Origin of the sequence: Dorea sp. AF36-15AT (genome assembly GCF_003477705.1) — a bacterium.
GTDB lineage: Bacteria > Bacillota > Clostridia > Lachnospirales > Lachnospiraceae > Claveliimonas > Claveliimonas ammoniilytica.
In genome coordinates, this window is record NZ_QUDV01000003.1 from 45,299 (window position 1) to 67,665 (window position 22,367).

General features: G+C 45.7%; 21 protein-coding genes. 18 read left to right on the forward strand and 3 right to left on the reverse strand.

The window, feature by feature from the left end:
* Window positions 1-24 precede the first annotated feature (24 nt).
* Window positions 25-174 (reverse strand): hypothetical protein, encoded by a 150-nt coding sequence (locus tag DWZ93_RS14705; protein WP_158574287.1) that lies wholly within the window; start codon window positions 172-174, stop codon window positions 25-27.
* Window positions 175-408: 234 nt separating this feature from the next.
* On the opposite strand from DWZ93_RS14705, the gene DWZ93_RS06095 reads away from it, so the two are divergent.
* Window positions 409-1,332, forward strand: coding sequence for a hypothetical protein (locus tag DWZ93_RS06095; protein WP_118452293.1), 924 nt, complete (start codon window positions 409-411; stop codon window positions 1,330-1,332).
* Window positions 1,333-1,467: 135 nt separating this feature from the next.
* Here the strand turns inward: DWZ93_RS06095 and DWZ93_RS06100 are convergent, their stop codons facing one another.
* Window positions 1,468-2,217, reverse strand: coding sequence for a FadR/GntR family transcriptional regulator (locus tag DWZ93_RS06100; protein WP_158574288.1), 750 nt, complete (start codon window positions 2,215-2,217; stop codon window positions 1,468-1,470).
* A 251-nt stretch (window positions 2,218-2,468) separates the two neighbouring features.
* Between DWZ93_RS06100 and DWZ93_RS06105 the strand changes: the two genes are divergently transcribed.
* The 16 genes from DWZ93_RS06105 (at window position 2,469) to DWZ93_RS06180 (ending at window position 21,166) form a co-directional block, all read left to right on the forward strand.
* Window positions 2,469-3,227, forward strand: a complete 759-nt coding sequence (locus DWZ93_RS06105) for an ATP-binding protein (RefSeq protein ID WP_118382844.1) — start codon at window positions 2,469-2,471, stop codon at window positions 3,225-3,227.
* A 39-nt stretch (window positions 3,228-3,266) separates the two neighbouring features.
* Window positions 3,267-4,466 (forward strand): 2-hydroxyacyl-CoA dehydratase family protein, encoded by a 1,200-nt coding sequence (locus DWZ93_RS06110; protein WP_118452295.1) that lies wholly within the window; start codon window positions 3,267-3,269, stop codon window positions 4,464-4,466.
* Window positions 4,466-6,019 (forward strand): 2-hydroxyacyl-CoA dehydratase family protein, encoded by a 1,554-nt coding sequence (locus DWZ93_RS06115; protein WP_118452296.1) that lies wholly within the window; start codon window positions 4,466-4,468, stop codon window positions 6,017-6,019. The genes DWZ93_RS06110 and DWZ93_RS06115 overlap by 1 nt, the downstream gene beginning before the upstream one ends.
* A 12-nt stretch (window positions 6,020-6,031) precedes the next feature.
* The gene (locus DWZ93_RS06120) at window positions 6,032-6,826 is read left to right on the forward strand and encodes an acyl-CoA dehydratase activase (RefSeq protein WP_118452297.1); all 795 of its coding nucleotides are present in this window, start codon (window positions 6,032-6,034) and stop codon (window positions 6,824-6,826) included.
* Window positions 6,823-7,002 carry a hypothetical protein gene (locus DWZ93_RS06125; RefSeq protein ID WP_118452298.1) on the forward strand — a complete coding sequence of 60 codons (180 nt, stop codon included), beginning with the start codon at window positions 6,823-6,825 and terminating at the stop codon, window positions 7,000-7,002. Before DWZ93_RS06120 ends, DWZ93_RS06125 begins: the two co-directional genes overlap by 4 nt.
* Complete coding sequence (locus DWZ93_RS06130) at window positions 7,002-7,724, forward strand: carbon monoxide dehydrogenase (RefSeq protein WP_243061154.1); 723 nt, start codon at window positions 7,002-7,004, stop codon at window positions 7,722-7,724. Before DWZ93_RS06125 ends, DWZ93_RS06130 begins: the two co-directional genes overlap by 1 nt.
* Window positions 7,725-7,778: 54 nt before the next feature.
* Window positions 7,779-10,697: an FAD-dependent oxidoreductase gene (locus DWZ93_RS06135; RefSeq protein ID WP_243061156.1), complete on the forward strand. Its 2,919-nt coding sequence runs from the start codon at window positions 7,779-7,781 to the stop codon at window positions 10,695-10,697.
* An 11-nt stretch (window positions 10,698-10,708) separates the two neighbouring features.
* A complete protein-coding gene (locus DWZ93_RS06140; RefSeq protein WP_118452300.1) occupies window positions 10,709-11,059 on the forward strand; it encodes a hydrogenase maturation nickel metallochaperone HypA in 351 nt (116 codons plus the stop codon).
* Window positions 11,056-11,727: a hydrogenase nickel incorporation protein HypB gene (hypB, locus tag DWZ93_RS06145; RefSeq protein ID WP_118382851.1), complete on the forward strand. Its 672-nt coding sequence runs from the start codon at window positions 11,056-11,058 to the stop codon at window positions 11,725-11,727. Before DWZ93_RS06140 ends, hypB begins: the two co-directional genes overlap by 4 nt.
* Before the next feature lie 205 nt (window positions 11,728-11,932).
* On the forward strand, window positions 11,933-14,194 hold the full coding sequence (locus DWZ93_RS06150; RefSeq protein ID WP_158574289.1) for a DUF7604 domain-containing protein: 2,262 nt from the start codon (window positions 11,933-11,935) through the stop codon (window positions 14,192-14,194).
* Between the two features lies 1 nt (window position 14,195).
* Window positions 14,196-14,705 carry a signal peptidase I gene (gene lepB, locus DWZ93_RS06155; protein WP_243061158.1) on the forward strand — a complete coding sequence of 170 codons (510 nt, stop codon included), beginning with the start codon at window positions 14,196-14,198 and terminating at the stop codon, window positions 14,703-14,705.
* A 65-nt stretch (window positions 14,706-14,770) separates the two neighbouring features.
* A complete protein-coding gene (locus tag DWZ93_RS06160) occupies window positions 14,771-15,838 on the forward strand; it encodes a Spy0128 family protein (RefSeq protein ID WP_118382854.1) in 1,068 nt (355 codons plus the stop codon).
* A 62-nt stretch (window positions 15,839-15,900) separates the two neighbouring features.
* Window positions 15,901-16,635 carry a class B sortase gene (gene srtB, locus DWZ93_RS06165; protein WP_199665900.1) on the forward strand — a complete coding sequence of 245 codons (735 nt, stop codon included), beginning with the start codon at window positions 15,901-15,903 and terminating at the stop codon, window positions 16,633-16,635.
* Window positions 16,632-17,234 carry a Spy0128 family protein gene (locus tag DWZ93_RS06170; RefSeq protein ID WP_118382856.1) on the forward strand — a complete coding sequence of 201 codons (603 nt, stop codon included), beginning with the start codon at window positions 16,632-16,634 and terminating at the stop codon, window positions 17,232-17,234. Before srtB ends, DWZ93_RS06170 begins: the two co-directional genes overlap by 4 nt.
* A gap of 372 nt (window positions 17,235-17,606) precedes the next feature.
* Complete coding sequence (locus DWZ93_RS06175) at window positions 17,607-19,439, forward strand: NAD(P)-binding protein (protein ID WP_118452304.1); 1,833 nt, start codon at window positions 17,607-17,609, stop codon at window positions 19,437-19,439.
* Complete coding sequence (locus DWZ93_RS06180; protein ID WP_118452305.1) at window positions 19,433-21,166, forward strand: [FeFe] hydrogenase, group A; 1,734 nt, start codon at window positions 19,433-19,435, stop codon at window positions 21,164-21,166. Before DWZ93_RS06175 ends, DWZ93_RS06180 begins: the two co-directional genes overlap by 7 nt.
* Before the next feature lie 361 nt (window positions 21,167-21,527).
* Here DWZ93_RS06180 and DWZ93_RS15230 read toward each other — a convergent pair whose 3' ends face one another.
* The gene (locus DWZ93_RS15230; RefSeq protein ID WP_118382859.1) at window positions 21,528-21,860 is read right to left on the reverse strand and encodes a sporulation initiation factor Spo0A C-terminal domain-containing protein; all 333 of its coding nucleotides are present in this window, start codon (window positions 21,858-21,860) and stop codon (window positions 21,528-21,530) included.
* Between the two features lie 204 nt (window positions 21,861-22,064).
* On the opposite strand from DWZ93_RS15230, the gene DWZ93_RS06190 reads away from it, so the two are divergent.
* Window positions 22,065-22,355: a hypothetical protein gene (locus tag DWZ93_RS06190; RefSeq protein WP_118452306.1), complete on the forward strand. Its 291-nt coding sequence runs from the start codon at window positions 22,065-22,067 to the stop codon at window positions 22,353-22,355.
* The last annotated feature ends 12 nt before the right edge of the window (window positions 22,356-22,367 follow it).

Below are 22,367 nucleotides of genomic sequence, written 5' to 3' on the forward strand. Positions count from 1 at the left end.
TTTGCGTAACAGACATATTCTTTTTTATAATTTTTCGCGTAATACATCTACCTTACATTCATGAGACTTCTGTGGATCATTTTTGTTGTAAGCAATACCGACTGCAAGGATCCGACCGGTGTATTCTGGCACTTCTCCGAATTTGCCTTCATCCAGCAGGGTATCTTTGATCATCCTGCTATATTCCTCATAAGAAGTAATTTCATCAGGAACTTCGTTAAACATAATAGTATACAGTGAGAAAGAGATAATGTATAGCAAGCAGAAACAGCATCATGTATAGATTAGATTGCGTAAAGAAGAAAGTCTCCCTAAAAAGCTGAATTGATATCAACGCCCAGCTCATGGTATAATCTTCACAAAGTTATGATTCAGGCAAAGAATGAGGAAAAAGTGAGGATATCATCTATGAAGAACAGGATAACACGGATAGCAATGACACTGACTATGCTGATGGTACCGGCTCTGGTGACAGGGTGCGGACCTTCCAAAAAGCAGATTCAGCAGGAGTTAAGCTATCAGGAACCGGATCAGGAAGAACTGCATGAGGAGTATCAGTATCTGGCGGAGGTCAATGAGGGCGACGGGGTTGCAACAGGACTGATCAATGAATATGGAGAATGTGTAGTTGCATGTATGTTTGATGAGATTACCATGGGGATGACGGATGATGGATTCCGGATCCTTGCGTACAAGTCTGTTTATACGGATAAGCAGGGTGAATCAGAAGCATATAGGTATTATGTGCTGGATGAGAGAGGTCAGATACTGGAGGAGCATGGAGAAGGAATCGAAGAAGAGGGCGGCGGCTATTATGACGGAGAGGCACTGCTGGAAGAGATGGATAATTATACGCCGGTAGAGGTGGAAGATGCTGTTTCTGAAGAAGCAGAAGAAGAGACAGCAGAGGCTGATTCTGCTCCGACAGATGTCGAGATTGTTACAACGGACGATGGCGATTATGAGCTGGTGGATCAGAGTGGAAAGGTATTGATATCAGATGAAGATGTGAGCGGCATGGGAGTGTCTGACATTATAAGTATGTATTTTACCAGGGACGGGAAGTATGTGATCGCAGATACCGGCAGCATGTTATATGATGAAGACGAACTGCCGATCGGTGGTAATGTGCTATTTGATCTGGAGGGCAATGTGAAGCGTTCTAATGATTATGAAAGCATTTCATATGGCGGTGACAATGGGTGGCTATGTGTGCATAACAAGAAGACAAATCAGACCGTATACCTGAACAGTGATCTTAAGACAGAATTGGATCTGGGGGATGCCTATGGAGCAGCCGGTGATTTTAAGAAATGCCTGCGGCGGCAGTAAGCTTATCCATGCACATATGATTGGATAAGGCAATCACCCGGCCGACTCCCAGTACAGCCAGTGCTGTTCCAAGACCAATGCCGATCAACTTATGGGCAAACAGCAGACCGATTCGTGTGATTTGTTTTTGCTTTATTAGTTATTCCTTCCTTTCATTTTTGCTACAGGGTCATCCGTCACATGAGGGTGTTCAAAATGAGAGCGGTACTGATCAATCTGTTCTTTGAACAAATGAATAGCAGCTGTAGCATCCCGGTTACGGATGTATTCCGTTGTCTGGAGCAGAGACTGATAGGTGCGTTCTCTGCCGATAAATTCACAGTAATCTGTCCAGGCGGTAATGGAAGCGGTAAAGAATGCATTCATAATCATGGGTGAAATGCAATTGCCACTAAGTGAGACGATAGCTCTCCGGTAGAGAAACAGCGTGTTAGCAAAGCTTTCGATATCTGTATCGAGGGCTTTTTTCATGTCACCTTGCAAGATTTCCAGCCGGGCAATGTCATCTTCCGTGCGAGAGGCACAGAGAATCTCCAGAGCCGGACATTCCAAATAAATACGCACATCCAGAAGACTGGTAATCATTTTCGGATCCAATGTATCACCGCGATAGCGGATGACGGCAAGAAGTGTTTCCAGATTACCGGTAAACGTATAATCTGCTACGTAGATGCCTTTTCTCGATATTACGTCCAGAAAGCCGATCCGCGCAAGTTCCCGGATACCATCGTGGACGATGGTCTTGCTGATATTCATCTCATCTGCAAGCTCCCGCTCAGTAGGAAGCTTGTCCCCAGGCTTCAGTTCGCCCGAGAGAATCATCTCTTCAATCTGGGAAATGAATAATTCCTTAATGGATAAGGTGTTGATTGCTTTAAATTTCATGATAGTCACGACCTTTTTTGTTGATAAGTTCACGGTAGCAGAGGGATAAGGAAAAGTCAATAAAAAGTGGTCTGACCACGACCAGAAAAAAATCAGACAAAACTTTGTATGGTCTGTCAATTTACAAAGACCCTGGTTTGTTAGAAAATAGACAATATAAGATAGTGTCGAAAATTGCGACATTAGAGTGCGGTGTAATTAATCATTTAATACAGCAAATGATTCAGATACAGAGGAAGGGAGAGCAGCATATGGAATCAAAGATTATTGCAATGGCTGGAAAGGGAGGCGTAGGCAAGACCTCACTGGCGGCATCGATGGTGAAGGTATTGGTATCAGCATTTCCGGACAAGAAGATTCTGGCGATTGATGCGGATCCGGCGGTGGGATTATCGACAGCGCTGGGTGTAGATGTGGAGATCACCATTGATGACATCCGAAAGGAAGTTGTAGCAACAGCAGAAGATGGCGATACCAAGACAGCGGTAGAGCTTTTAGGGGAAGCTAGATACCGGATCATGGATGCGCTGGTGGAACAGGATGGGTATTCATTTATCGCGATCGGCAGACCGGAGGCAGCAGGATGTTACTGTAAGATCAATACGTACCTAAAAGAGGTTATTCGTATCCTGTCATCAAATTTTGATTATATCGTGATTGATGGAGAGGCGGGAATCGAGCAGATTAATCGGAGAGTTATGGAGAAGGTAACACATCTGGTGCTGATCACCGATACCAGTCGCAAGGGTACGCAGGTTGTGCAGACAATCCGTAAAGTGGCTGATGAACTGGTAATGTATGAGCAGGCAGGTGTGATTATTAATCGAGTTCCGGACGAATCTATTGTCCAATATATGGATCTGGGAGATTTGCCGGTACTGTCCGTAATACCATCGGATTCATCGCTGGCAGAGTTTGATCTGAAGGGAGAAAATGTGTTCTATCTGTCAGACGATGCAGCAATTGTCAGGGGAGCAAGAGAAGCATTGAAGAAGCTGGAGATACTGTAGCTGTTAAGTTCTGGAGATTAAAAGCGAAGAGGGAACGGGATGAAAGATTTAAAGCATTTGTATTTTTTTGAGAAGTTACTGGATGATGCCAATAACGAACTGGTGCGGGCGGCAAAGGACGAAGGAAGAGTGTGCGTGGGAAGTGTCTGTAGTCTGGTGCCGGAAGTTCTGTTAGAGCTGCCTGGAACATTTACGGTGCGTCTGCGTGCACCGCGAACCGGCTCGATGGAAATGGGAACCTATTATCTGACGAGTTTCCTGTGCGAGTACAGCAGAGCACTGCTGGAGCGGGCAATTGAGGGTGGATATCAGTTTCTGGACTGTCTGATCGCGCCGGATGCGTGTGCGATGATCAACCGTGCAGTAGAAAATATGGAACTGCTTGAGACAATGACCAGCGAGAAATTTTTCTATCAGCATATGGAGGTTCCGATGAAAGCGGATGACAATGGCTTATCCATCTATGTATCAGAATGTAAGAGAAAGATTCTGGCACCATTGCATGAAGTGTACGGCATCGACATTTCCGAAGAAGCACTCAGGAAGGCGGTAGAGAACCATAATAAGGTCTGTGAACTGATCAGCAAGATTGGCGAATTTCGGAAGGAAGAGAATCCGAGAATTACCGGATATGAGTATCATATGATCACACTGGCATCGTATGTCTGTCCAAAGGATATGCTGGTTGATAAGCTGGAAGAGACGCTGGAAGAGCTGAAGACCAGAGAGCCGGATGCGAAGAAGAACTGGCGGGCGAAGGTCGTTATGGTCGGATCTGAAATTGACGATGTGGATATGATCCGCCTGGTAGAAGAGTCGGGAGCACTCGTGGTGGCTGACCGGTTCTGTTTCGGAGCAATGCCTGGCAGAGAAGTCATCGAATTGAATGACACGGAAGACGTAGTGACGCAGGTATGCAGACATTATATGTATGCCAGCCAGTGTGCACGTTATATGAATTCGGAGAAGATCAATGGCAGACGGGCTTACGTGGATCAGATCGCAAAAGAATACCACGCAGACGGTATTATTTACGAACAGATGAAGTTCTGTGATTATTGGGCATATGAGCGGATGGTTGGTTCGCATGTACTGCGAGAAGAATATGGATATCCGGTGCTGTCGGTTGACAGACCATATGCAATCGGATCTTCCGGACAGCTTCGGACGAGAGTACAGGCATTTGTGGAAAGTATCGAGATCAAGAAGATTCATAAGAAGCAGGGAGGTGCGAAGTAATGGGAAAGAAGATCGGAAGTGAGCGCCTCGGAGACCTGTATCAGCCAGGGAAAAAGGTGCGGAAGCGCAGAGAGTGGCGTGGTGTGAAAGATACGTTCTATGATTACAGCAGATGGCTGCATAACATGGGCGTGCTCGGCAAATTCATGATGAATAAAAATAATGTAAAAGCATTTTTCCGTTATCGATGGATGGTTAATTATCTGGCGGTACCGATGATGGTTGACCGCCATACAGCCGGACTGAGAGGCAATCATCTGCGGATCGCACATACGGAATATGATCTGGTTGTGGAAGATATTGCGAAGCTGATGCAGAATATGTTTCAGGCAGATAAGAACATTGGCAAGGATGAGGAATTATCGAAGAAGATCGTTATCCTGGATGAAAATGAAATGTCCCATCTGTTATGCGGATTCCCGAATCTGATCGGTCTGGGACGTGAGATTCCGGCAGTCTATGTCAGCGTACTGCTTCAGCAGGATGCTGTGTGTCCGTACATCGATGTGGCACAGGAATACGGCCTGTCCGGTGATGTCTGTCCGATGCCGGAAGCAGAAGCCGGCGTATCGATCGCGGATGACTTCCCGATATTTGGAGCATGCGCAATCCAGTGTAATACCACCTGCGACGGCAGCATGATGGGAAATGGCATTATGGCGAGACGTCTGGAAGGTGAGCATGGCATCCCGTGCTTCCAGTTAGCAGCGCCGATGCGTCATACGGAAGATGGCGTGCAGGAGTATGCGGCTCAGGAGATCCGCAATGCGATCAAGTTCATTGAAGACTGTACCGGAGAGAAATGGGACTGGGATGCGTATTTTGAATGTGCAAAGCGATTCAATGCGGAGACCAGAGAACGTCTGGAATGGCTGGATATGAGCACGACCGAGTATCCGCAGGTAATTGGAGCGAATCTGGCGTTGTATACAGAGACCGTGTACATGGCAATCGGTGGAAAGGTTCCTGCATTTTTAGATGCGGATAAGAAGATCACGAAGCTTGCCATGGATTCCTATAAGAAGAAAGAAATGATCGTGCCGGAGTACCGCCACCGCGCAATTATCTGGGGCGTACAGGCACAGTATTATACAGATTTCCTGCCGTGGCTGCAGAACTGTTGGGGCATTCTGCCACTGGTGGATATGTTGAGTCTGGTATCTACCAGGATGATCTCGGAGGACGATCCGGAACAGGCAATCTACGATATGGCTCATTTGTATGAAAATATGATTATGCGCAACCGTACGCATGGCGGTTACAAGGTACTGCTGGATGACCTCTGGAGATTCTGCGAGCAGTTCAATGCAGATATGGTCATTCTGTGGGAGCATATGAGCTGTAAGGCGCTTGATGGCATGCATGGCATGTTTGAGGAGCAGGCGAGAATACATGGAATCAAATTAATCTGGGCAACACACGATCTGATGGATCCACGAGTTGTGCCGAGAGCAAGTCTCAGACAGGATGTAAACCGTTACATGAGAAGCGTGCTCAGAGAAGAGCCGCTAGATCCGAGTCTGGAAGAGATCGACGACGGAAGTTCATGGTAGGAGGATGAGAGTATGAAATATTATGGAGGATGTGATTCCGGAAGTACCTATACGAAATGTGTGATTCTGGATGAGACTGGTAAAATGGTAGCAGACGTTACGTTAAGAAGCCGAATTAATTCCGTACTCAGTGCACAGGCTGCACTGGATGAGGCAGTGGCACAGGTGCCGGACCTTAAGAGTGCGAAGAATCTTGCTTATCTGGTAGGAACCGGTTATGGAAGAAATAAAGTACCGTTTGCAGATGAAAATATATCCGAGATCAGCTGCCACGCAATGGGCGTGCATGTGGCAGATCCAAGTGTCCGTTCGATCATTGATATCGGCGGTCAGGATGTCAAGGGAATCGCAGTAGATACCGATGGAACGGTATTAAACTTTGCTATGAATGACAAATGCGCAGCCGGAACCGGACGTTTCTTTGAGGCGATGGCAAAGGCATTTGAGATGGATCTGACAGAGTTTTCGAAGCTGGCACTTCGGGCAAAGAATGTGATTCCGATCACGGCACAGTGTACCGTCTTTGCTGAGAGCGAGGTCATTTCACTGGTGGGTGAAGGAAAGCCGATGGATGAGATCGCAGCGGGTATTGAGTTATCGGTGGCAAAGAGATGTTTCGTAATGTCCAAGAAAGCAGGAGCCGTAGACCGGATCACATTGACCGGTGGCTGTGCGAAGAATGAAGGATTAAAGGCTGCGATTGAGAAGGTATTGAAACTGAAAGTTATCGATCTTCCGGTAGATCCACAGCTGATCGGAGCAATCGGAGCAGCTGAATTTGCAAGACAAAAGGGAGGCGCAGCATGAAAGAGGCAGGAAAGAAATTAAAAAAGATCTTAGGAATACTGGGAATTGCTTCAGCGCTGTTTTTTGTTGTGACGTTTATCGTATATTTTTTCAATCTGGATATGAAAGCGGCAGCAGTTCTGGAGCCGTATTTGGAGAAATGGCATGACCGTGTGCCAAGGGAGCGAAAGTTATAATGAGATTATATGACGAAGTAATCCATGAGAGCCTGCATCTTCTGGAAACGCAGTCTGGTAAGAAGCTTCGGACAGAAGCGGCAGGTTCCTGGAAAGATATCGGAAAAGAAAGCATGATCCTGCGCAGCGAGATGGCATATGAGCTGGGCGGAGATAATCTTCCTGCGATCGGAAGCCAGATGCTGACAGCAGATGCGGCATTGGTATCCGGAGATGAGATCTGGCTGTACGGAAAAGATCTGCCACAGATCCGAAAAAATACTGCATTTGCCAGACTTGCACTGGTGCGGGTGAAGGAAGATATCATGGGCGAAGGAGATGCCTTATATAATCAGATCCGGAGATTGGAATATACCAAATATCATATGTATCCGGAAGGGTATATGATGCGGATCTCTGCAGCCAGTGAGCGGGAGATGGTAAGAATCGGGAAGGATGCCCTGCGGAAAGGGCTGGATTTTGAAAAGATCGGAAATATGTTCCTCAGAGCTTACCACAAGAACCCGGCGGTAGAAGCTGTTAAGCTGATCTTCCTGACGATGGAGGATTTTCCATACCGGGAGCTGGAACGGCAGGTGAGGAAAGCAGAGCAGATTACCAGAGCGATCGATCATATATTAAAAGATATTGCCATGAACTGCCAGTCCTGTAGCCTGAAACAGATCTGTGATGAGGTAGAAGGTATGCGGGAACTGCATTTCGGAGCAGTTCAGGCACAATAATGATGAGATATTGAATGGGATGAAATGGGTACAAGAAAAAAAGGAGGTATTGTAATGCCGGAATTAAGTAAATCAGTTATCCCGCCGCATATGGGAGACAAAAGACCAAGTGAGAAAATCTTAAAGCTTGGAAGAAAGATTACAGATGTAGCAGCGCATAAGATCAAAGGAGTTACCGTTGATGATGCAGAGTACTGGGGACTGGCAGAGATCGTGACAGATGAGATGGCAGATGTGGCATTGAAGATGAAGCTGCGCCACCACTATAAGATTGAAGAACTGTGGAAACTGAATAAAGTAGAAGAAAAGGATAAAGCACATTTCCAGGAACTGCTGGATGAGATGAGTTACATCGGTCTGCTGGAATATGACTATGGCAATAATTATGATCACAACGGAGCGATTCCCGGACCATCTGACAGAAGATATTGTCTGCCGATGTTTGTACCGGGATCCGCAGAGTTATTTAACATGGAAGAGGGACCGGAGGGCAATAAGCGTCTGCGTGAGCATCCGGCACTGGCAAGCTTCTTTGAGCGCATGACATTTGTTCCGCTGGATGGTATTACGCATATGGTACCGCCGGGAGGAGCCGGTATCGGTATGCATGTAATACCGGTTGAAAAAGCAATCTCTATGGAGAATGGAACCATCGATCTGGAGCATATTTCCTACTGGTTAAAGAAATATGAAGGGCACATCGGTGTAGGACAGTGTTCCTGCCGTGCCAGCCGGAAAGCATTGGATGAAGGCTGTGCGGATGATGAGATGAATTGGTGTATCGGTGTGGGTGACTTTGCAGATTACTGCCGTGAGACAGGAAAAGGTCACGACATTACATACGAAGAAGCAATGGAAATCTTTCGCAAAGCAGAAGATAATGGCTTCGTACATCAAATTACAAATATCGATGGTGAGAATAAGATCTTTGGTATCTGTAATTGTAATGTAAATATCTGTAATGCGCTTCGTACTTCGCAGTTATTTAATACACCGAATATGAGCCGCAGTGCTTATACGGCAAAGGTAGAAAGGGATAAATGTGTTGCCTGTGGTAAGTGTGTGGAATACTGTCCGGCAGGAGCAGTCAAGCTTGGTCAGAAGCTGTGTAAGAAGGACGGAACAGAGGTGGCTTATCCGAAGCATGAATTACCGGATAAGATGTTATGGGGAAAGGATAAATACGACGAGAATTACCGTGATAATAACCGTATCAACTGTTATGAGACAGGTACTTCGCCATGTAAGGCAGCCTGTCCGGCGCACGTAGCGGTACAGGGATATATCCGCAAAGCAAAAGAAGGTAAGTATCAGGAAGCATTGGCGTTGATTAAGAAAGATAATCCTTTCCCGGCAATCTGCGGACGTGTCTGCAATAAGCGCTGTGAGGCAGCATGTACCAGAGGAACCATCGATCAGGCAGTAGCCATTGATGATATTAAAAAGTTTATCGCAGAACAGGATTTGCATAAAGAGACAAGATATGTACCGCCGGTAGTGATCGCTTCGAACCGTCTGACAGAATGGGATCAAAAGATCGCGGTTATCGGAGCAGGTCCGGCAGGACTTTCCTGTGCATTCTATCTGGCAACCAAGGGATATAAGCCGACCGTATTTGAAAAGAATGCGAGACCTGGAGGTATGATGACATACGGTATCCCATCTTACAAACTGGAAAAAGACGTCATCGAGGCTGAGATTGATGTTCTGAGAGATCTTGGCGTAGAGATCAAATGTGGCGTAGAGATCGGTAAGGATATTACGATTAAGGAACTCCGCGAAGATGGATATCAGGCATTCTATGTAGCAATTGGATGTCAGGATGGTAAAGTACCGCCGATTCCGGGAAGTGACGCAGAAGATATTGAAATCGCAGTTGATTTTCTCCATCGGGCAACTGAAGATCAGACACAGAAGATGTCTGGCAATGTAGTTGTTATCGGTGGCGGTAATGTAGCGGTAGACTGTGCAAGAACAGCAGCAAGATTTGGCGGTGAACATGTGGCTATGTACTGTCTGGAGGATCGTGAGACGATGCCTGCATCTGCAGACGAGATCCGTGAGACGCTGGAAGAAGAAATCGCGATCGAGAACAGCTGGGGACCGAAGGAGATCCAGAAGGATGTCGATGGCAAAGTAAAAGCAGTTGTATTCCAGAAATGCATTTCCGTAAAGGATGCATCCGGCAAGTTCAATCCGCAGTATGATGAGAATGATACGATTACGGTAGCGTGCGATCACCTGATCTTTGCAGTTGGGCAGGGAATCAAGTGGGGAGATTTGCTGGAAGGCACCAAGGTAGAATTTTGGCACGGCAATTATCCGGTGGCAGATCCATTGACCTATCAGACCACAGAGCCGGATATCTTCGTAGGCGGAGATGTATACACAGGACCGAAGTTTGTAATTGATGCGATCGAGGCTGGTAAATGTGCAGCAGAATCATTGCACCGTTATGTACATACAGGTGCCAGCATGACCATTGGGCGTAACCGCAGAGACTTCCATGAACTGAATAAGGATGATATTATGGTAAATGGATATGACACCATCGGACGTCAGGAAGCAGCGGAAACTGAGAAGGAAGATAAAAAGCATTCATTCCGTGACCTGCGCGGTATGCTGACTGAGGAACAGGTACATCTGGAAGCCGGCAGATGTTTAGGCTGCGGTGCTTCTGTAGTGGATGAGAATAAATGTATCGGCTGTGGCATCTGTACAACCAAGTGTGAATTTGATGCAATTCATTTGCATAGAGATCATCCGGAATGTTCTAAGATGACACGTTCTGAGGATAAATTTAAGGAAATTGGCAAGTATATGGCCGGTCAGGGCGTGAAGACGGCAGCGTCTAAGATTCCTGTGATTAAGAAATATGCAGGATCTGCTGCAAAACAGGCTGGAGCTGCAGCGAAGCTTGCAAAAAAGCAGGCACAGACTGCGGGAAGAAAGCTTAAGGACAGGAAGAAATAAGAGGAAGCACTATGCACGAACTGGGAATTGTCTTTCATATAGTGAAGACAGTAGAGAATATTGCGCTGGAGAATCAGGCAAAGAAGGTAAGAAAAGTAGTACTGCAGATCGGCGAAGTGTCAACGATCATCCCATATTATCTGAAGGACTGCTGGAAATGGAAATGTTCCAAGAGCGAACTGATGGATGGATGTGAGTTGGAGATTGAGACGATTCCTGCGATTACATTCTGTGAGGACTGCGAGGAGACTTATCCGACGGTTCAGCACGGGAAGATATGTCCATATTGTGGCAGTGAACATACTTATCTGGTACAGGGCAATGAACATCAGATTAAAGAAATCGAGGTAAGCGAAGAATGAAAGACTACAAGATTATCGAAGTAAAAAGAAGCATCTTCGAAGACAATGACGCAGATGCAGAAAGACTCCGTCAGGAAATGAAAGGAGAGGGGACATTTCTCCTGAACCTGATGTCATCTCCTGGAGCAGGCAAGACAACAACACTGAAACGCACAATCGCGATGCTGAAGGACGAGATGAAGATCGGAGTCATGGAAGCAGATATTGACTCGGACGTAGATGCACAGGCAATCTCAGAGACAGGTGTCAGGGCTATTCAGATCCATACCGGTGGTATGTGCCATCTGGATGCGGATATGACGAGACAAGGGGTTCATGAATTTGGCACCGAAGATCTGGATCTGGTAGTGCTGGAAAATGTCGGTAATCTGGTATGTCCGGCAGAATTTGATACCGGAAGTGCAAAGAATGCAATGATCCTTTCGGTGCCGGAAGGTGATGATAAGCCGTTAAAGTACCCACTGATGTTCTCTATCTGTGATGTGGTACTCATTAATAAATGCGATACTCTGTGTGTGTTTGATGATTTCAGCAAGGAGGCCGTAGAAGAACGGATCCATAAGCTGAATCCAAAAGCAGAAGTGATTTTTGTATCAGCAAAGACCGGAGAAGGATTTGAATCCTGGGCTGAATGGCTTAGAAAAGAAGTAAAAGAGTGGCAGAAGTAATGAATTTTTGACCCTGGTATCTATTAAATATGACATTATCGTAAGGCAGATATATGACTCACGGGCGATACCCCCCCCAGAAGAGTTATATATCTGCCTTCTTTTTGTCGAAAATTAACTGGCAAATGTTGGTATGCCTGTCACAAAAATTGCATATATTCTTACTACAGCCTTGAAAAGTGCACAGAGAAAGGGAGGGGCGGATGTGAAGAAGAGAAGATATCATGGACAGTCCAGGAAGAGCCGGCTGCTGGCGGTGATGCTTGTTATGGCAATGCTTCTTGGAATGAGTACTATATCGGTCTATGCAGGTGAGCTGACAGGGGATATATCTATGGAACAGGTGGATGTAGATGTGGGGGAAGCAGGGACGCAGAAGGATACGACCGAAAGTACTGCCCAGGAGAAAACGGACAAGGTACAGGAAGAGATGGAACCGTCTGAGGATGATCAGCCTGAAACAGAACAGACAGAAGAGAGCCAGACAGAGGATGTGACGGCATCTCCCCTCATGATGAATCTCCAGCAAAGCACTGTCAGGAAAGTAGTGCCGGAGCATCATAAATATATCCGATATAACGGCAATGACAGCTATACGCTGACATTGGATGTTAAAGGAGCCTATGCTTCCGAAAGTATCAGACCAAAAGTAGATGTCCTGCTTATCATAGATAAGTCCGGGAGTATGAACGAAGAAATCAGAAATGGGTATAAGCGACAGTCTAAGATGGCTGTATTGAAAAATGTAGTGTCTGGGACAAATGGTCTTACAGAAGCAATTCTCGGAACCAGATCCACACTGGATGCGAGGATGGCTGTTGTGAGTTACAGCGGAAATAAGAGTGACGGAACATACAACGATGCCTGGGCAGAGCAGGTATGGACGGACAGCAAAGCAACGATTGATAACAGTGTGAAGAGCATAAGCGCTTATGGCGGTACGAATTGGGAAGCAGGTCTTCGGACAGGGGCAGAGTTGCTTGGAAAATGCAGGTCAGATGCACAGAAAATCGTAGTGTTCCTGTCAGATGGAGAACCAACATTTTATTATAACAGTCGGGGTGATACCGCTGGTAATGGTAGCAGTTATGATTCTGATGCTTACAATCATGCACAGAGCCAGCTCAGACAGATTACCGGATTAAATGCATTTTATACCATTGGATTCGGTTCAGTGTGGGGAAGCGGTAATACCAGAATGTCAGATCTATTGAAGAGCTCCAGTGCATCGGCTACAAAATATTACAAAGCAGCAGACAGTGATCAGTTAGCGGATGCATTTAAAGAAATTGCAGAGAGTATCGAGTATACCTGCCGGGATGTGACAATCACAGATGTACTCAGTGATTATGTGGAATTACCGGATAATAGAATGAATTATACTGTGACAGCAACAAAAGGAGGGGTAACAACGAATATTACCCGGGAGGGAACCGTTCAGGTGCAGTATCATGCGGATACTAAGACTGTTACAGCAACATTTAAAAGTGGTTTTGTATTAGATAAGGATACCGTGTATGCAGTGAATTTCGAAGTGAAACCGACGCAGAAAGCATATGACGAATATGCTGATCAGAATGGTGTCTATCCGCATACAGGAAGTGCAGGAAGTGATGCACCGGGTAATGCGACAAGCGCAGAAAAGAATGGATTCTACTCCAATGTTAATGAAAAAGTGTCTCTTACCTATACCTATGGTACAGACGGCGCGGCACCAGATACGGATGCATATCAGGAAAAACCGGTTGTGCAGGTATCAGATACGCAGATTGCAGTAACTAAGAGATGGGAAAATACGAACCAGAATACAAACCTTCCGGATCAGGTTGTAATTCGGTTATATCAGGATAACGAGCAGACCGAATATCGGACATTAACGCTTAATGCGGAGAATCAGTGGGCGGGAACATTTATCCATGTGGCAAAGGGACATACTTATCGAATCGCAGAAGACGCTGTGGATGGATATGAATCAGAGATTACCGGTGATGCCGAACAAGGATATGCGGTAACCAATACACGGACGCCGTCACTGACTGTTCAGAAAAAAGTGGAAGGAAAGCTTGGCGATAAGACGAAGCAGTTTGAAATAAAGATCCGTCTGGCAGACAAGGATGGTAATCCGGTAACCGGAAGCTACGGAGGAGTGGAATTTGACAGCCATGGCGAAGCGGTAGTTTCGCTTTGTGACGGTGAACAGGTATGCATCGAGAAACTGCCGGTGGGAACCGGCTATCAGGTGACAGAAGTTCTGGCAGATAAGGAAGGATATCAGACATCTTATGAAACATGTGAAGGAACCCTGTCTGCGGATCGAACGGCAACGGTTATTAACCGATATATGGAAGAAATTCCGGATTCCGGTATCCATGACGTTGGCAGCTTTGCGGTGGGCAGTGCACTGGTATTAATGGCGGGCGCAGGCATGTTATGCATCGCATTGATCAGACGACGGAGAAATGATTGAAATGGAAAAGAAACAAAATAATTCACTTTTTGCGGATGTGAAGTGGTTGCTACTGAAAATATTGTTACTGGGAATCATTTTTGCAGTGGTATGGATCTTTCTGCTTGGAATCTGCCGGAACGGCGATGAATCGATGAATCCTGCAATCCGGGCAGGCGATCTGGTAATTTATGACCGGATCACGCAGGAGTATCACACAGGAGATGTAGTGGTGATCAAGCAGGATGGCAGCAGGCAGATACGAAGAGTGGCAGCAGTATCTGGCGATGTAGTGGATGTGACAGAGGAAGGACTAAGCGTCAATGGTTATCAGCAGCGGGAAGCAGATATCTATACAGAGACATTACCGTATAAGGATGGAATAGATTATCCGTTAACGGTCGGGGACGGGCAGGTATTTGTACTGGGAGATAACCGGATATCGGCAGAAGACGGAAGAATCTATGGAACGACCGATCTGAAGGATGTCCAGGGCGTAGTGATGACAGTGATCAGAAGAAGAAATATATAAGTGAATGCATTGGGTAAAAAGCGGTGGGCTTTTTATAAATAAGAATTTGAGGAGGAGAAGATATTATGATGCAGTCTAAAAGATTTCGAGCACTGGCAATGGTGGGAGCACTGACTATGGCAGTGTGTACCGGTACAACAGCAATGGCAGAGGAAGCAGCTCCGATGGGAAATTCACCGGAGATTCAGAAGATATTCCAGATGTCAGAAGGAATGGATGTGCCATCTGTTTCTTTTAAATTCACATTAGAGAAAGTAACGGCGGATGCACCAACGGCTCAGGTGTCACCGATTAATTATAACAGCAACACAGATAAAGGTAATCTGACCAATGGAGTCTATCTGATGCGGAAAAATCAGCAGATCAATTTTGGGGAATTTCCCCATGCAGGAAAATACACTTATAAGGTGACAGAGGTTAATGAGAGTGTGACAAATACGAATATAACCTATGATCAGAACACTTATTATATGGATGTGTATGTAGAGAATACCGAGAATGGACTTCAGATTGCCAATACTGTGGCAAGAGATGGAGAGAATAAAACACCGGCTTTAAGTTTCCTGAACACGTATCGCAGACAGGATGCATCGCTGACGGTAACAAAGCATACGAGCGGTTCCGGTGACCATGATCTGGCTGATAAGACGAAGGACTTTGATTTTACAATTACCATGTACCGGGCAGCAACAGATGACAATACATCTTATACCGGTAAGATTGGCAATGAGACTGTTACACTGAACTTTGGAACCGGAACAACTGCAACAGCATCATTTAAACTGCATGATGGCGAGAACCTTGTGTTTACAGGACTGGCAGCAGGTACACGTTACAAAGTGGTAGAAACAGGGGCAGCAGATGATTATACACCTGACGTAAAAGTTGTGGAAAATGGAACTGCGACAGTAAATAAAACAGCATCTTCTGAACCAGAGTCGCTTGCTACAGCAGATGGAAATGCAACCAATCTGATCGGTGAAAAAGAGAATACTGTTGATTTTACCAATACCTATAAAAATGTGCCAATCACAGGTGTGATCATGAACCATATGATGGCTATCGTATTGATTTTGGCAGCAGTGAGTGCTATGGCAGTTCTGTTCCTTACAAAACGCAGACAGATGCGGTAGCAATCGATACGATAGAAAGCTGATGTGACAGGGGGCAGAAATACGGCCAGGAGATGGATACGATGAAGAGAAGTGTTATCAGGGTATTGGATGAACTGGTGAATCTGATTGTGCTGGTGATTGTTCTGATCCTGGGAGGGTACGGCATGTACACTTTATGGGATGACAGGCAGATATATCAGAGTGCAGATATGGAAAATTATGAGACCTGGCGACCGGAAGAGGATGATGATCTTTCGTTCCGGGAACTGCAGGCAATCAATCCGGAAGTGATCGGATGGCTTACGGTATATGGAACGAAGATTGATTATCCATTTGCACAGGCAAACAATAACACCAAATACGTGAATACGGATATTACCGGAGAATTCGCTCTGTCAGGAAGTCTGTTCCTGGATTGCCGGAATGCAGCAGATTTTACTGATCTGAATCATGTGATCTATGGTCATCATATGGAAAAAAAGGCCATGCTTGGTGAGCTGGAGTGTTTTGCAGAACGACCATTTTTTGAAGAACATCGGTATGGCAGGCTGTATTATAATGGTCGGGATCATGGACTGGAATTTATCGCATTTCTGGAAACAGACGCATACGATGATATGATCTACAACGTGACACTGACAGAAGATGAGCAGGAGAAATATCTGTCCTGTCTGCGTGAAAAAGCAATGTATTATCGGGAAACGGAACTGTCTGCGAAGGAACATTTTCTGACCCTGTCGACCTGTGATTCTGGCAGGACAAATGGAAGGTATGTACTGGTTGGGAGAATCATAAAAAAGGAAGTGGAAACGTGAAAATAGAAATAAAAAAGTTAATATTATGTGCCGCCGTCAGCTTGATTCTGCTTCCGGCAGAAGAAGTACTGGGAGCGGAACAGATGGTATCTGTCATGATTCCTGTTGTGCAGCAATTTGAGACCAGGAATAAGCTGCCAGATAAGATGAATCAGACATTCCGGTATGAATTGCTCCGGGAAGAACAGGATGCCCCGATGCCGGATGAAAGTGACGGAGACCGGTATGTATTTGACATGAAAGGAAGCGAAAAAAACGAGGTCGGACCGATCACATATACGCGTGCTGGAATATGGCATTATACGCTGAAACAGTCTGTTCAGAAGGAAGAAAAGGGTTATGATTATGATAAACAGACCTATGAAATCTCAGTGTATGTAGAGAATCTGACAGACGGCGGTCTGGGGGTACAGATGATCGTGGTCAATAAAGAGGGTAATAAAGTGGACGAGATACGGTTCAAAAGCGGTTATACCGGAGAGAAGACAGGAAACGTAGCGCGGACAGGAGACGTGTCAGATATCGGTTTGTGGATTATATTGCTGGCAGTGTCCGGTGTGGTTGCTGGAAAAGCAGTGCATAAGAAACGACCGGCTTGATAAGCCGATCGGAGAAGAAGAAAAAATCTATATAAGAGATGTCAAAGCATCTTAGCTTTTAGGCGAAGTCCGGCGGTTGTGTGAAGCGATTCTACACAACCGCCGTCTTCTATCATTAGGTGTTTGGTTTTCCTGTTGATGATTATAGTATATCGAAGGAATGTGACCAAAATATGTAAGATCTGGAAAATAAGTGTGAAGTTCCTTAAGAAACTGTTAGGAAAATATGTAGAATTTAATTAGAGTGCACTCTGTTTTGTGGAAAAAATGTCATACCCGTTAAATAAACTACTTATATAGATACTATTCTTTTTTACAGGATCTTTTGATAAAATATGTGTAATTACGTATATCAGAGAGGAGCTGGTCTTAATGAGCAGACTGGAACTTAGGACTCCGAATCGTACACACATTGTAATGGAAGAACTGTACAAGGATTTGGAACGGAGAATAGAATCAAGCCCGCCGGGATTATGTCCGGTAGATATGTCCAGAGCATTTCTGGAGCTGTGTCATGCACAGACCTGTGGCAAATGTGTACCATGCCGTATTGGTCTTGGACAGCTGAACCATTTTATCAAGGATGTACTGGATGGAAATGCTACGATGGAGACGCTGGATACTATGGAGGCAACGGCCCTTTCTATTATGGAATCAGCGGACTGTGCTATCGGATATGAAGCAGCACATATGGTGTACAAAGGACTGGTGGGATACAGGGATGACTATATCGAGCACATCCGCCACGGAAGATGTACCTGTACTTATAGCCAGCCGGTACCTTGTGTGGCACTCTGCCCGGCGCATGTAGATATACCGGGATATATTGCATTAGTGGGAGAAGGACGGTATGCAGATGCAGTTCGTCTGATCCGTAAGGACAATCCATTCCCAACGACATGTGGATTTATCTGTGAGCATCCATGTGAGTTACGGTGCCGGAGAAATATGGTGGACGATTCGGTCAATATCAGAGGACTGAAGCGTGTTGCTGCTGATTTCGCAGGAGAAGTGAAACCGCCGAAATGTGCGCCGTCAACAGGTAAGAAAATCGCGGTACTTGGTGGAGGTCCGGGAGGATTAAGTGCAGCTTATTATCTGCAACTGATGGGACACCAGACTACTGTATACGAGATGCTGCCGAAGCTTGGCGGTATGCTGCGTTATGGTATTCCGAATTACCGTCTGCCGAAGGAACGTCTGGAGGACGATGTGAATGCGATCCTGAAGACAGGTGTACAGGTAGAATATGGTAAGAAGATTGGTCAGGACATCACTATTCAGGACCTGCGTGAGCAGTATGATGCGGTGTTGATTACGATTGGCGCAAGTACAGATAAGAAGCTTGGACTGGAAGGTGAGGACTCCGAAGGCGTAATGTCAGCTGTACAGTTCTTGAGAAATATCGGGAAAAATATCATTACGGATCTGACTGGTAAGGAAGTAGCAGTGATTGGCGGCGGTAACGTGTCCATGGATGCGGTACGTACGGCAAAACGTCTGGGTGCAAAGAAGGTCAGCATTGTATATAGAAGAAGAATGGCGGATATGACAGCACTTCCGGGCGAGATCAACGGGGCAGTGGCTGAGGGAATCGAACTGCAGACATTGAAAGCACCGGCAACAATCGATGTGGATGAGAATAACCATGTAAAGGGTATCTATGTGACACCACAAATGGTAAGCACGATTAAGAATGGTCGTGCAAGTGTACGTCCGACCGGTGAGGATGATATTTATATTCCTTGTGATGTACTGGTTGTAGCTATCGGACAGAATATCGAGACGGCGCATTTTGAAGCAGCAGGTATTCCGGTATCCAGAGGTAAGATTCTGACTACCAGCACGGGTGCGGTAGAAGATATGCCGGATGTATACGCCGGAGGAGACTGTTCCAGCGGACCGGCGACAGTTATCAAAGCTATCGCGGCAGCCAAAGTCGTGGCAGCCAATATTGATGAATATCTGGGCTTCCGTCACGAGATTTCCTGCGATGTGGAGATTCCTGAGGCGAAGCTGGAAGATAAGATCCCATGCGGACGCATCGATCTTACAGAGCGTGAGGCCTGTGAGAGAGTCTGTGATTTTGACGCAGTGGAGAACTGTATGACCGAGAATGAGGCAAGGCAGGAGGCAGGCAGATGTCTGCGATGTGACCATTTCGGATACGGAATATTTAAAGGAGGCAGAGAGACATTATGGTAAATCTTACAATAGACGGAAAACAGATTTCCGCATCGGAAAATACGACCATCATGGAAGCTGCCAGACAGAATGGGATTCCGATTCCGAAGCTGTGTTATCTGAAAGGGATCAATGAGATCGCAGCCTGTCGTGTCTGTGTGGTAGAGATCGAAGGAAAAGATAAGCTGATCACTTCCTGCAATAATATGGTAGAGGAGGGCATGGTCATTTACACCAACAGTCCGAAGGTGCGCCGAAACAGACGTACCACAGTGGAACTGATCCTGTCGCAGCACAACTGCGAATGCGTAACCTGTATCCGAAGCGGCAACTGCAGTCTGCAGAGAGTGGCGAATGATCTGAACATTATACATATTCCATTTAAGATGGAGATTGAGAAGCAGCCGTGGAGCAAAGAGTTCCCATTGATCCGTGATTCATCCAAGTGTATTAAGTGTATGCGCTGTATCCAGGTATGTGATAAGGTACAGAGCCTGAGTATCTGGGATGTAGAAGGAACCGGATCACGAACCACGATCAATGTGGCCGGCTATAAGAAGATTGAAGAAGCAGCCTGTTCTCTGTGCGGACAGTGTATTACACACTGCCCGACAGGAGCACTGACAGAACGCGACGAGACCGAGAAGGTATGGAATGCAATTGCAGATCCGGAGAAGATCGTAGTTGTTCAGATCGCACCGGCTGTACGTGCAGCCTGGGGCGAAGAGCTGGGACTGTCAAGAGAAGAAGCAACGGTTGGCAAGATCATCGATGTATGGAGGAGACTGGGTGCGGACTATGTATTCGATACCTCATTTTCAGCGGATCTGACCATTATGGAAGAGGGAACGGAATTTCTGCAGAGATTTACATCCGGTGAGCTGAAAGACAGACCGATGTTTACATCATGCTGTCCGGGATGGATCCGTTTCATCAAATCACAGTATCCGCATCTGGTCAAATATCTGTCATCAGCGAAGTCACCACAGCAGATGTTTGGCGCGGTAATGAAGACATATTTTGCAGAGAAGCTTGGCGTATCGCCGGAGAAGATCTATACGGTATCCGTGATGCCATGTGTAGCGAAAAAGAGCGAGCGTGAGATGGATCTGTACTATGGAGAATATGCGGGACATGATGTGGACGCGGTAGTGACGACCAGAGAGCTGTTACGTATGATCCGTGCGGCACACATTGAGCCGTCTACATTGGTGGATCAGGAAAGCGACCGCCCGATGCAGGAAGGCACCGGAGCAGGCGTGATCTTCGGAGCAACCGGCGGTGTAATGGAGGCAGCACTTCGTACGGCATATTATCTGCTGAAGGGCGAGAATCCACCGGCAGACGCATTTCAAGCAGTCAGAAGCACCGGATTTAACGAGCATCGGGGTGTACAGGAAGCCGTCTTCCAGGTGGATGATGTGACAGTTCGTACAGCGGCAGTCAGCGGACTTGGCAATGCGCGTGCACTGATCGATAAGATTGAGCGTGGCGAGGCGCAGTATGATTTTGTAGAAGTCATGGCGTGTCCGGGCGGATGCGTAGGAGGTGGCGGACAGCCGATCCATGAAGGCGAAGAGCTGGCGTTTGAGCGTGGCAAGAATCTGTATTATCTGGATATGAATGCAGATATCCGATATTCTCATGAGAATCCGGATGTGCAGAAGCTGTACGAAGAATATTTTGAGAAGCCGAATTCGCACAAGTCACATATGCTGTTGCATACAGAGCATATGAAGAATAAATAAGTAATACACAGAGCTGTGATTAATCAAACAGATTTTATTAGTAATCAAAACGAATGATTTCCTGATCTACAGCGAAAGGGCGTGAATTGTAAAATTCACGCCCTTCGTCGTTGTTATAGTTATCTAAAGGAATGAGAGTAAAGTGCGTCACCAAAATCATTGGTTAGTACTTTATGAGGGGGAGATAGCTGATGTTTTATCAACTATCTGACATTTATTATAATAGCCAAATATGTCAGAAATATGTTGATTCTCTAAAAGAAATCGAAAAAGTCTTAAAAACCTCTTAACAAAATAAAAAATATGGCATAAATACAGTCTGTTAGTGCCACAAAAAAAAGATACATAGAGTTGGAAGCGATTAATTTTTTGCAGAATCCTTTAGGTATTCAGTGAGTATGTCCAGAAATTCGCCGATAGTTGGTTTCGAGGAGAGGGGACAAAGAGAGATGGATTCCAATAGGGGACGGTTTCCACGTTCCCAACAGACGGATACAACGGTACGTAGATTTCGCTCTACACTGCTTGCAGAGGTCTGGTAAGTATGAGCAATCTCCGGATATAACAGCTTGCTCACGCTTAACAGGTAATCTTCATTCTGGAGGCAGAGGGAGAGGGCATACAATAAATACCGGTATCCCTGATAATTTCCACCAATACCCAAGGAACGAACCAGTTTTTGTATATCTCTCATATCATCGACTCATTTCACCGAGCCATCTGAATATTCGTAGCCGTAATACAAGTACCGTAACTATATGATAATTCATTTTATCGCCATTTGTAAATAATTTTCGTGCATATGAGTCAAAAAAGCACATATTATTGAATGAAATTTGTATCACATTACCAAAAATAGTTCATATAATAACAGTAAGCAGAAAAATGGAGTTAAATTATGGGAAAATATACGGTGTTTGTTAACGAAAACATGGGAGAGGTTAGCTGGGAAATGGTGAAAAAAGCAGACATACATGGCGTTATGTTATGTGCAGGTCATGGTGGTGAAGTGGACCGGCTCTTTCGGGCAAATGCGGACTGCTGTGAGAAATTGGGGATTCCGTTTGGTGTATATTGGACATCTTATGCCGTAACGGGAAGAGATGCTGAGGCAGAGAAGAGAGAGCTTAAAGGTATGATCGAAGGATATCACATCGAAGGACCTGTAAGAATTTTTAAAAATCCTTAAGAAATTCCATTT

Bases quoted from the DNA above. Each gene is read 5' to 3' on its own strand.
- DWZ93_RS14705 (WP_158574287.1), bottom strand. From the start codon at position 174: ATGATCAAAGATACCCTGCTGGATGAAGGCAAATTCGGAGAAGTGCCA.
- DWZ93_RS06095 (WP_118452293.1), top strand. From the start codon at position 409: ATGAAGAACAGGATAACACGGATAGCAATGACACTGACTATGCTGATG.
- DWZ93_RS06100 (WP_158574288.1), bottom strand. From the start codon at position 2,217: ATGAAATTTAAAGCAATCAACACCTTATCCATTAAGGAATTATTCATT.
- DWZ93_RS06105 (WP_118382844.1), top strand. From the start codon at position 2,469: ATGGAATCAAAGATTATTGCAATGGCTGGAAAGGGAGGCGTAGGCAAG.
- DWZ93_RS06110 (WP_118452295.1), top strand. From the start codon at position 3,267: ATGAAAGATTTAAAGCATTTGTATTTTTTTGAGAAGTTACTGGATGAT.
- DWZ93_RS06115 (WP_118452296.1), top strand. From the start codon at position 4,466: ATGGGAAAGAAGATCGGAAGTGAGCGCCTCGGAGACCTGTATCAGCCA.
- DWZ93_RS06120 (WP_118452297.1), top strand. From the start codon at position 6,032: ATGAAATATTATGGAGGATGTGATTCCGGAAGTACCTATACGAAATGT.
- DWZ93_RS06125 (WP_118452298.1), top strand. From the start codon at position 6,823: ATGAAAGAGGCAGGAAAGAAATTAAAAAAGATCTTAGGAATACTGGGA.
- DWZ93_RS06130 (WP_243061154.1), top strand. From the start codon at position 7,002: ATGAGATTATATGACGAAGTAATCCATGAGAGCCTGCATCTTCTGGAA.
- DWZ93_RS06135 (WP_243061156.1), top strand. From the start codon at position 7,779: ATGCCGGAATTAAGTAAATCAGTTATCCCGCCGCATATGGGAGACAAA.
- DWZ93_RS06140 (WP_118452300.1), top strand. From the start codon at position 10,709: ATGCACGAACTGGGAATTGTCTTTCATATAGTGAAGACAGTAGAGAAT.
- hypB (WP_118382851.1), top strand. From the start codon at position 11,056: ATGAAAGACTACAAGATTATCGAAGTAAAAAGAAGCATCTTCGAAGAC.
- lepB (WP_243061158.1), top strand. From the start codon at position 14,196: ATGGAAAAGAAACAAAATAATTCACTTTTTGCGGATGTGAAGTGGTTG.
- DWZ93_RS06160 (WP_118382854.1), top strand. From the start codon at position 14,771: ATGATGCAGTCTAAAAGATTTCGAGCACTGGCAATGGTGGGAGCACTG.
- srtB (WP_199665900.1), top strand. From the start codon at position 15,901: ATGAAGAGAAGTGTTATCAGGGTATTGGATGAACTGGTGAATCTGATT.
- DWZ93_RS06175 (WP_118452304.1), top strand. From the start codon at position 17,607: ATGAGCAGACTGGAACTTAGGACTCCGAATCGTACACACATTGTAATG.
- DWZ93_RS06180 (WP_118452305.1), top strand. From the start codon at position 19,433: ATGGTAAATCTTACAATAGACGGAAAACAGATTTCCGCATCGGAAAAT.
- DWZ93_RS15230 (WP_118382859.1), bottom strand. From the start codon at position 21,860: ATGAGAGATATACAAAAACTGGTTCGTTCCTTGGGTATTGGTGGAAAT.
- DWZ93_RS06190 (WP_118452306.1), top strand. From the start codon at position 22,065: ATGGGAAAATATACGGTGTTTGTTAACGAAAACATGGGAGAGGTTAGC.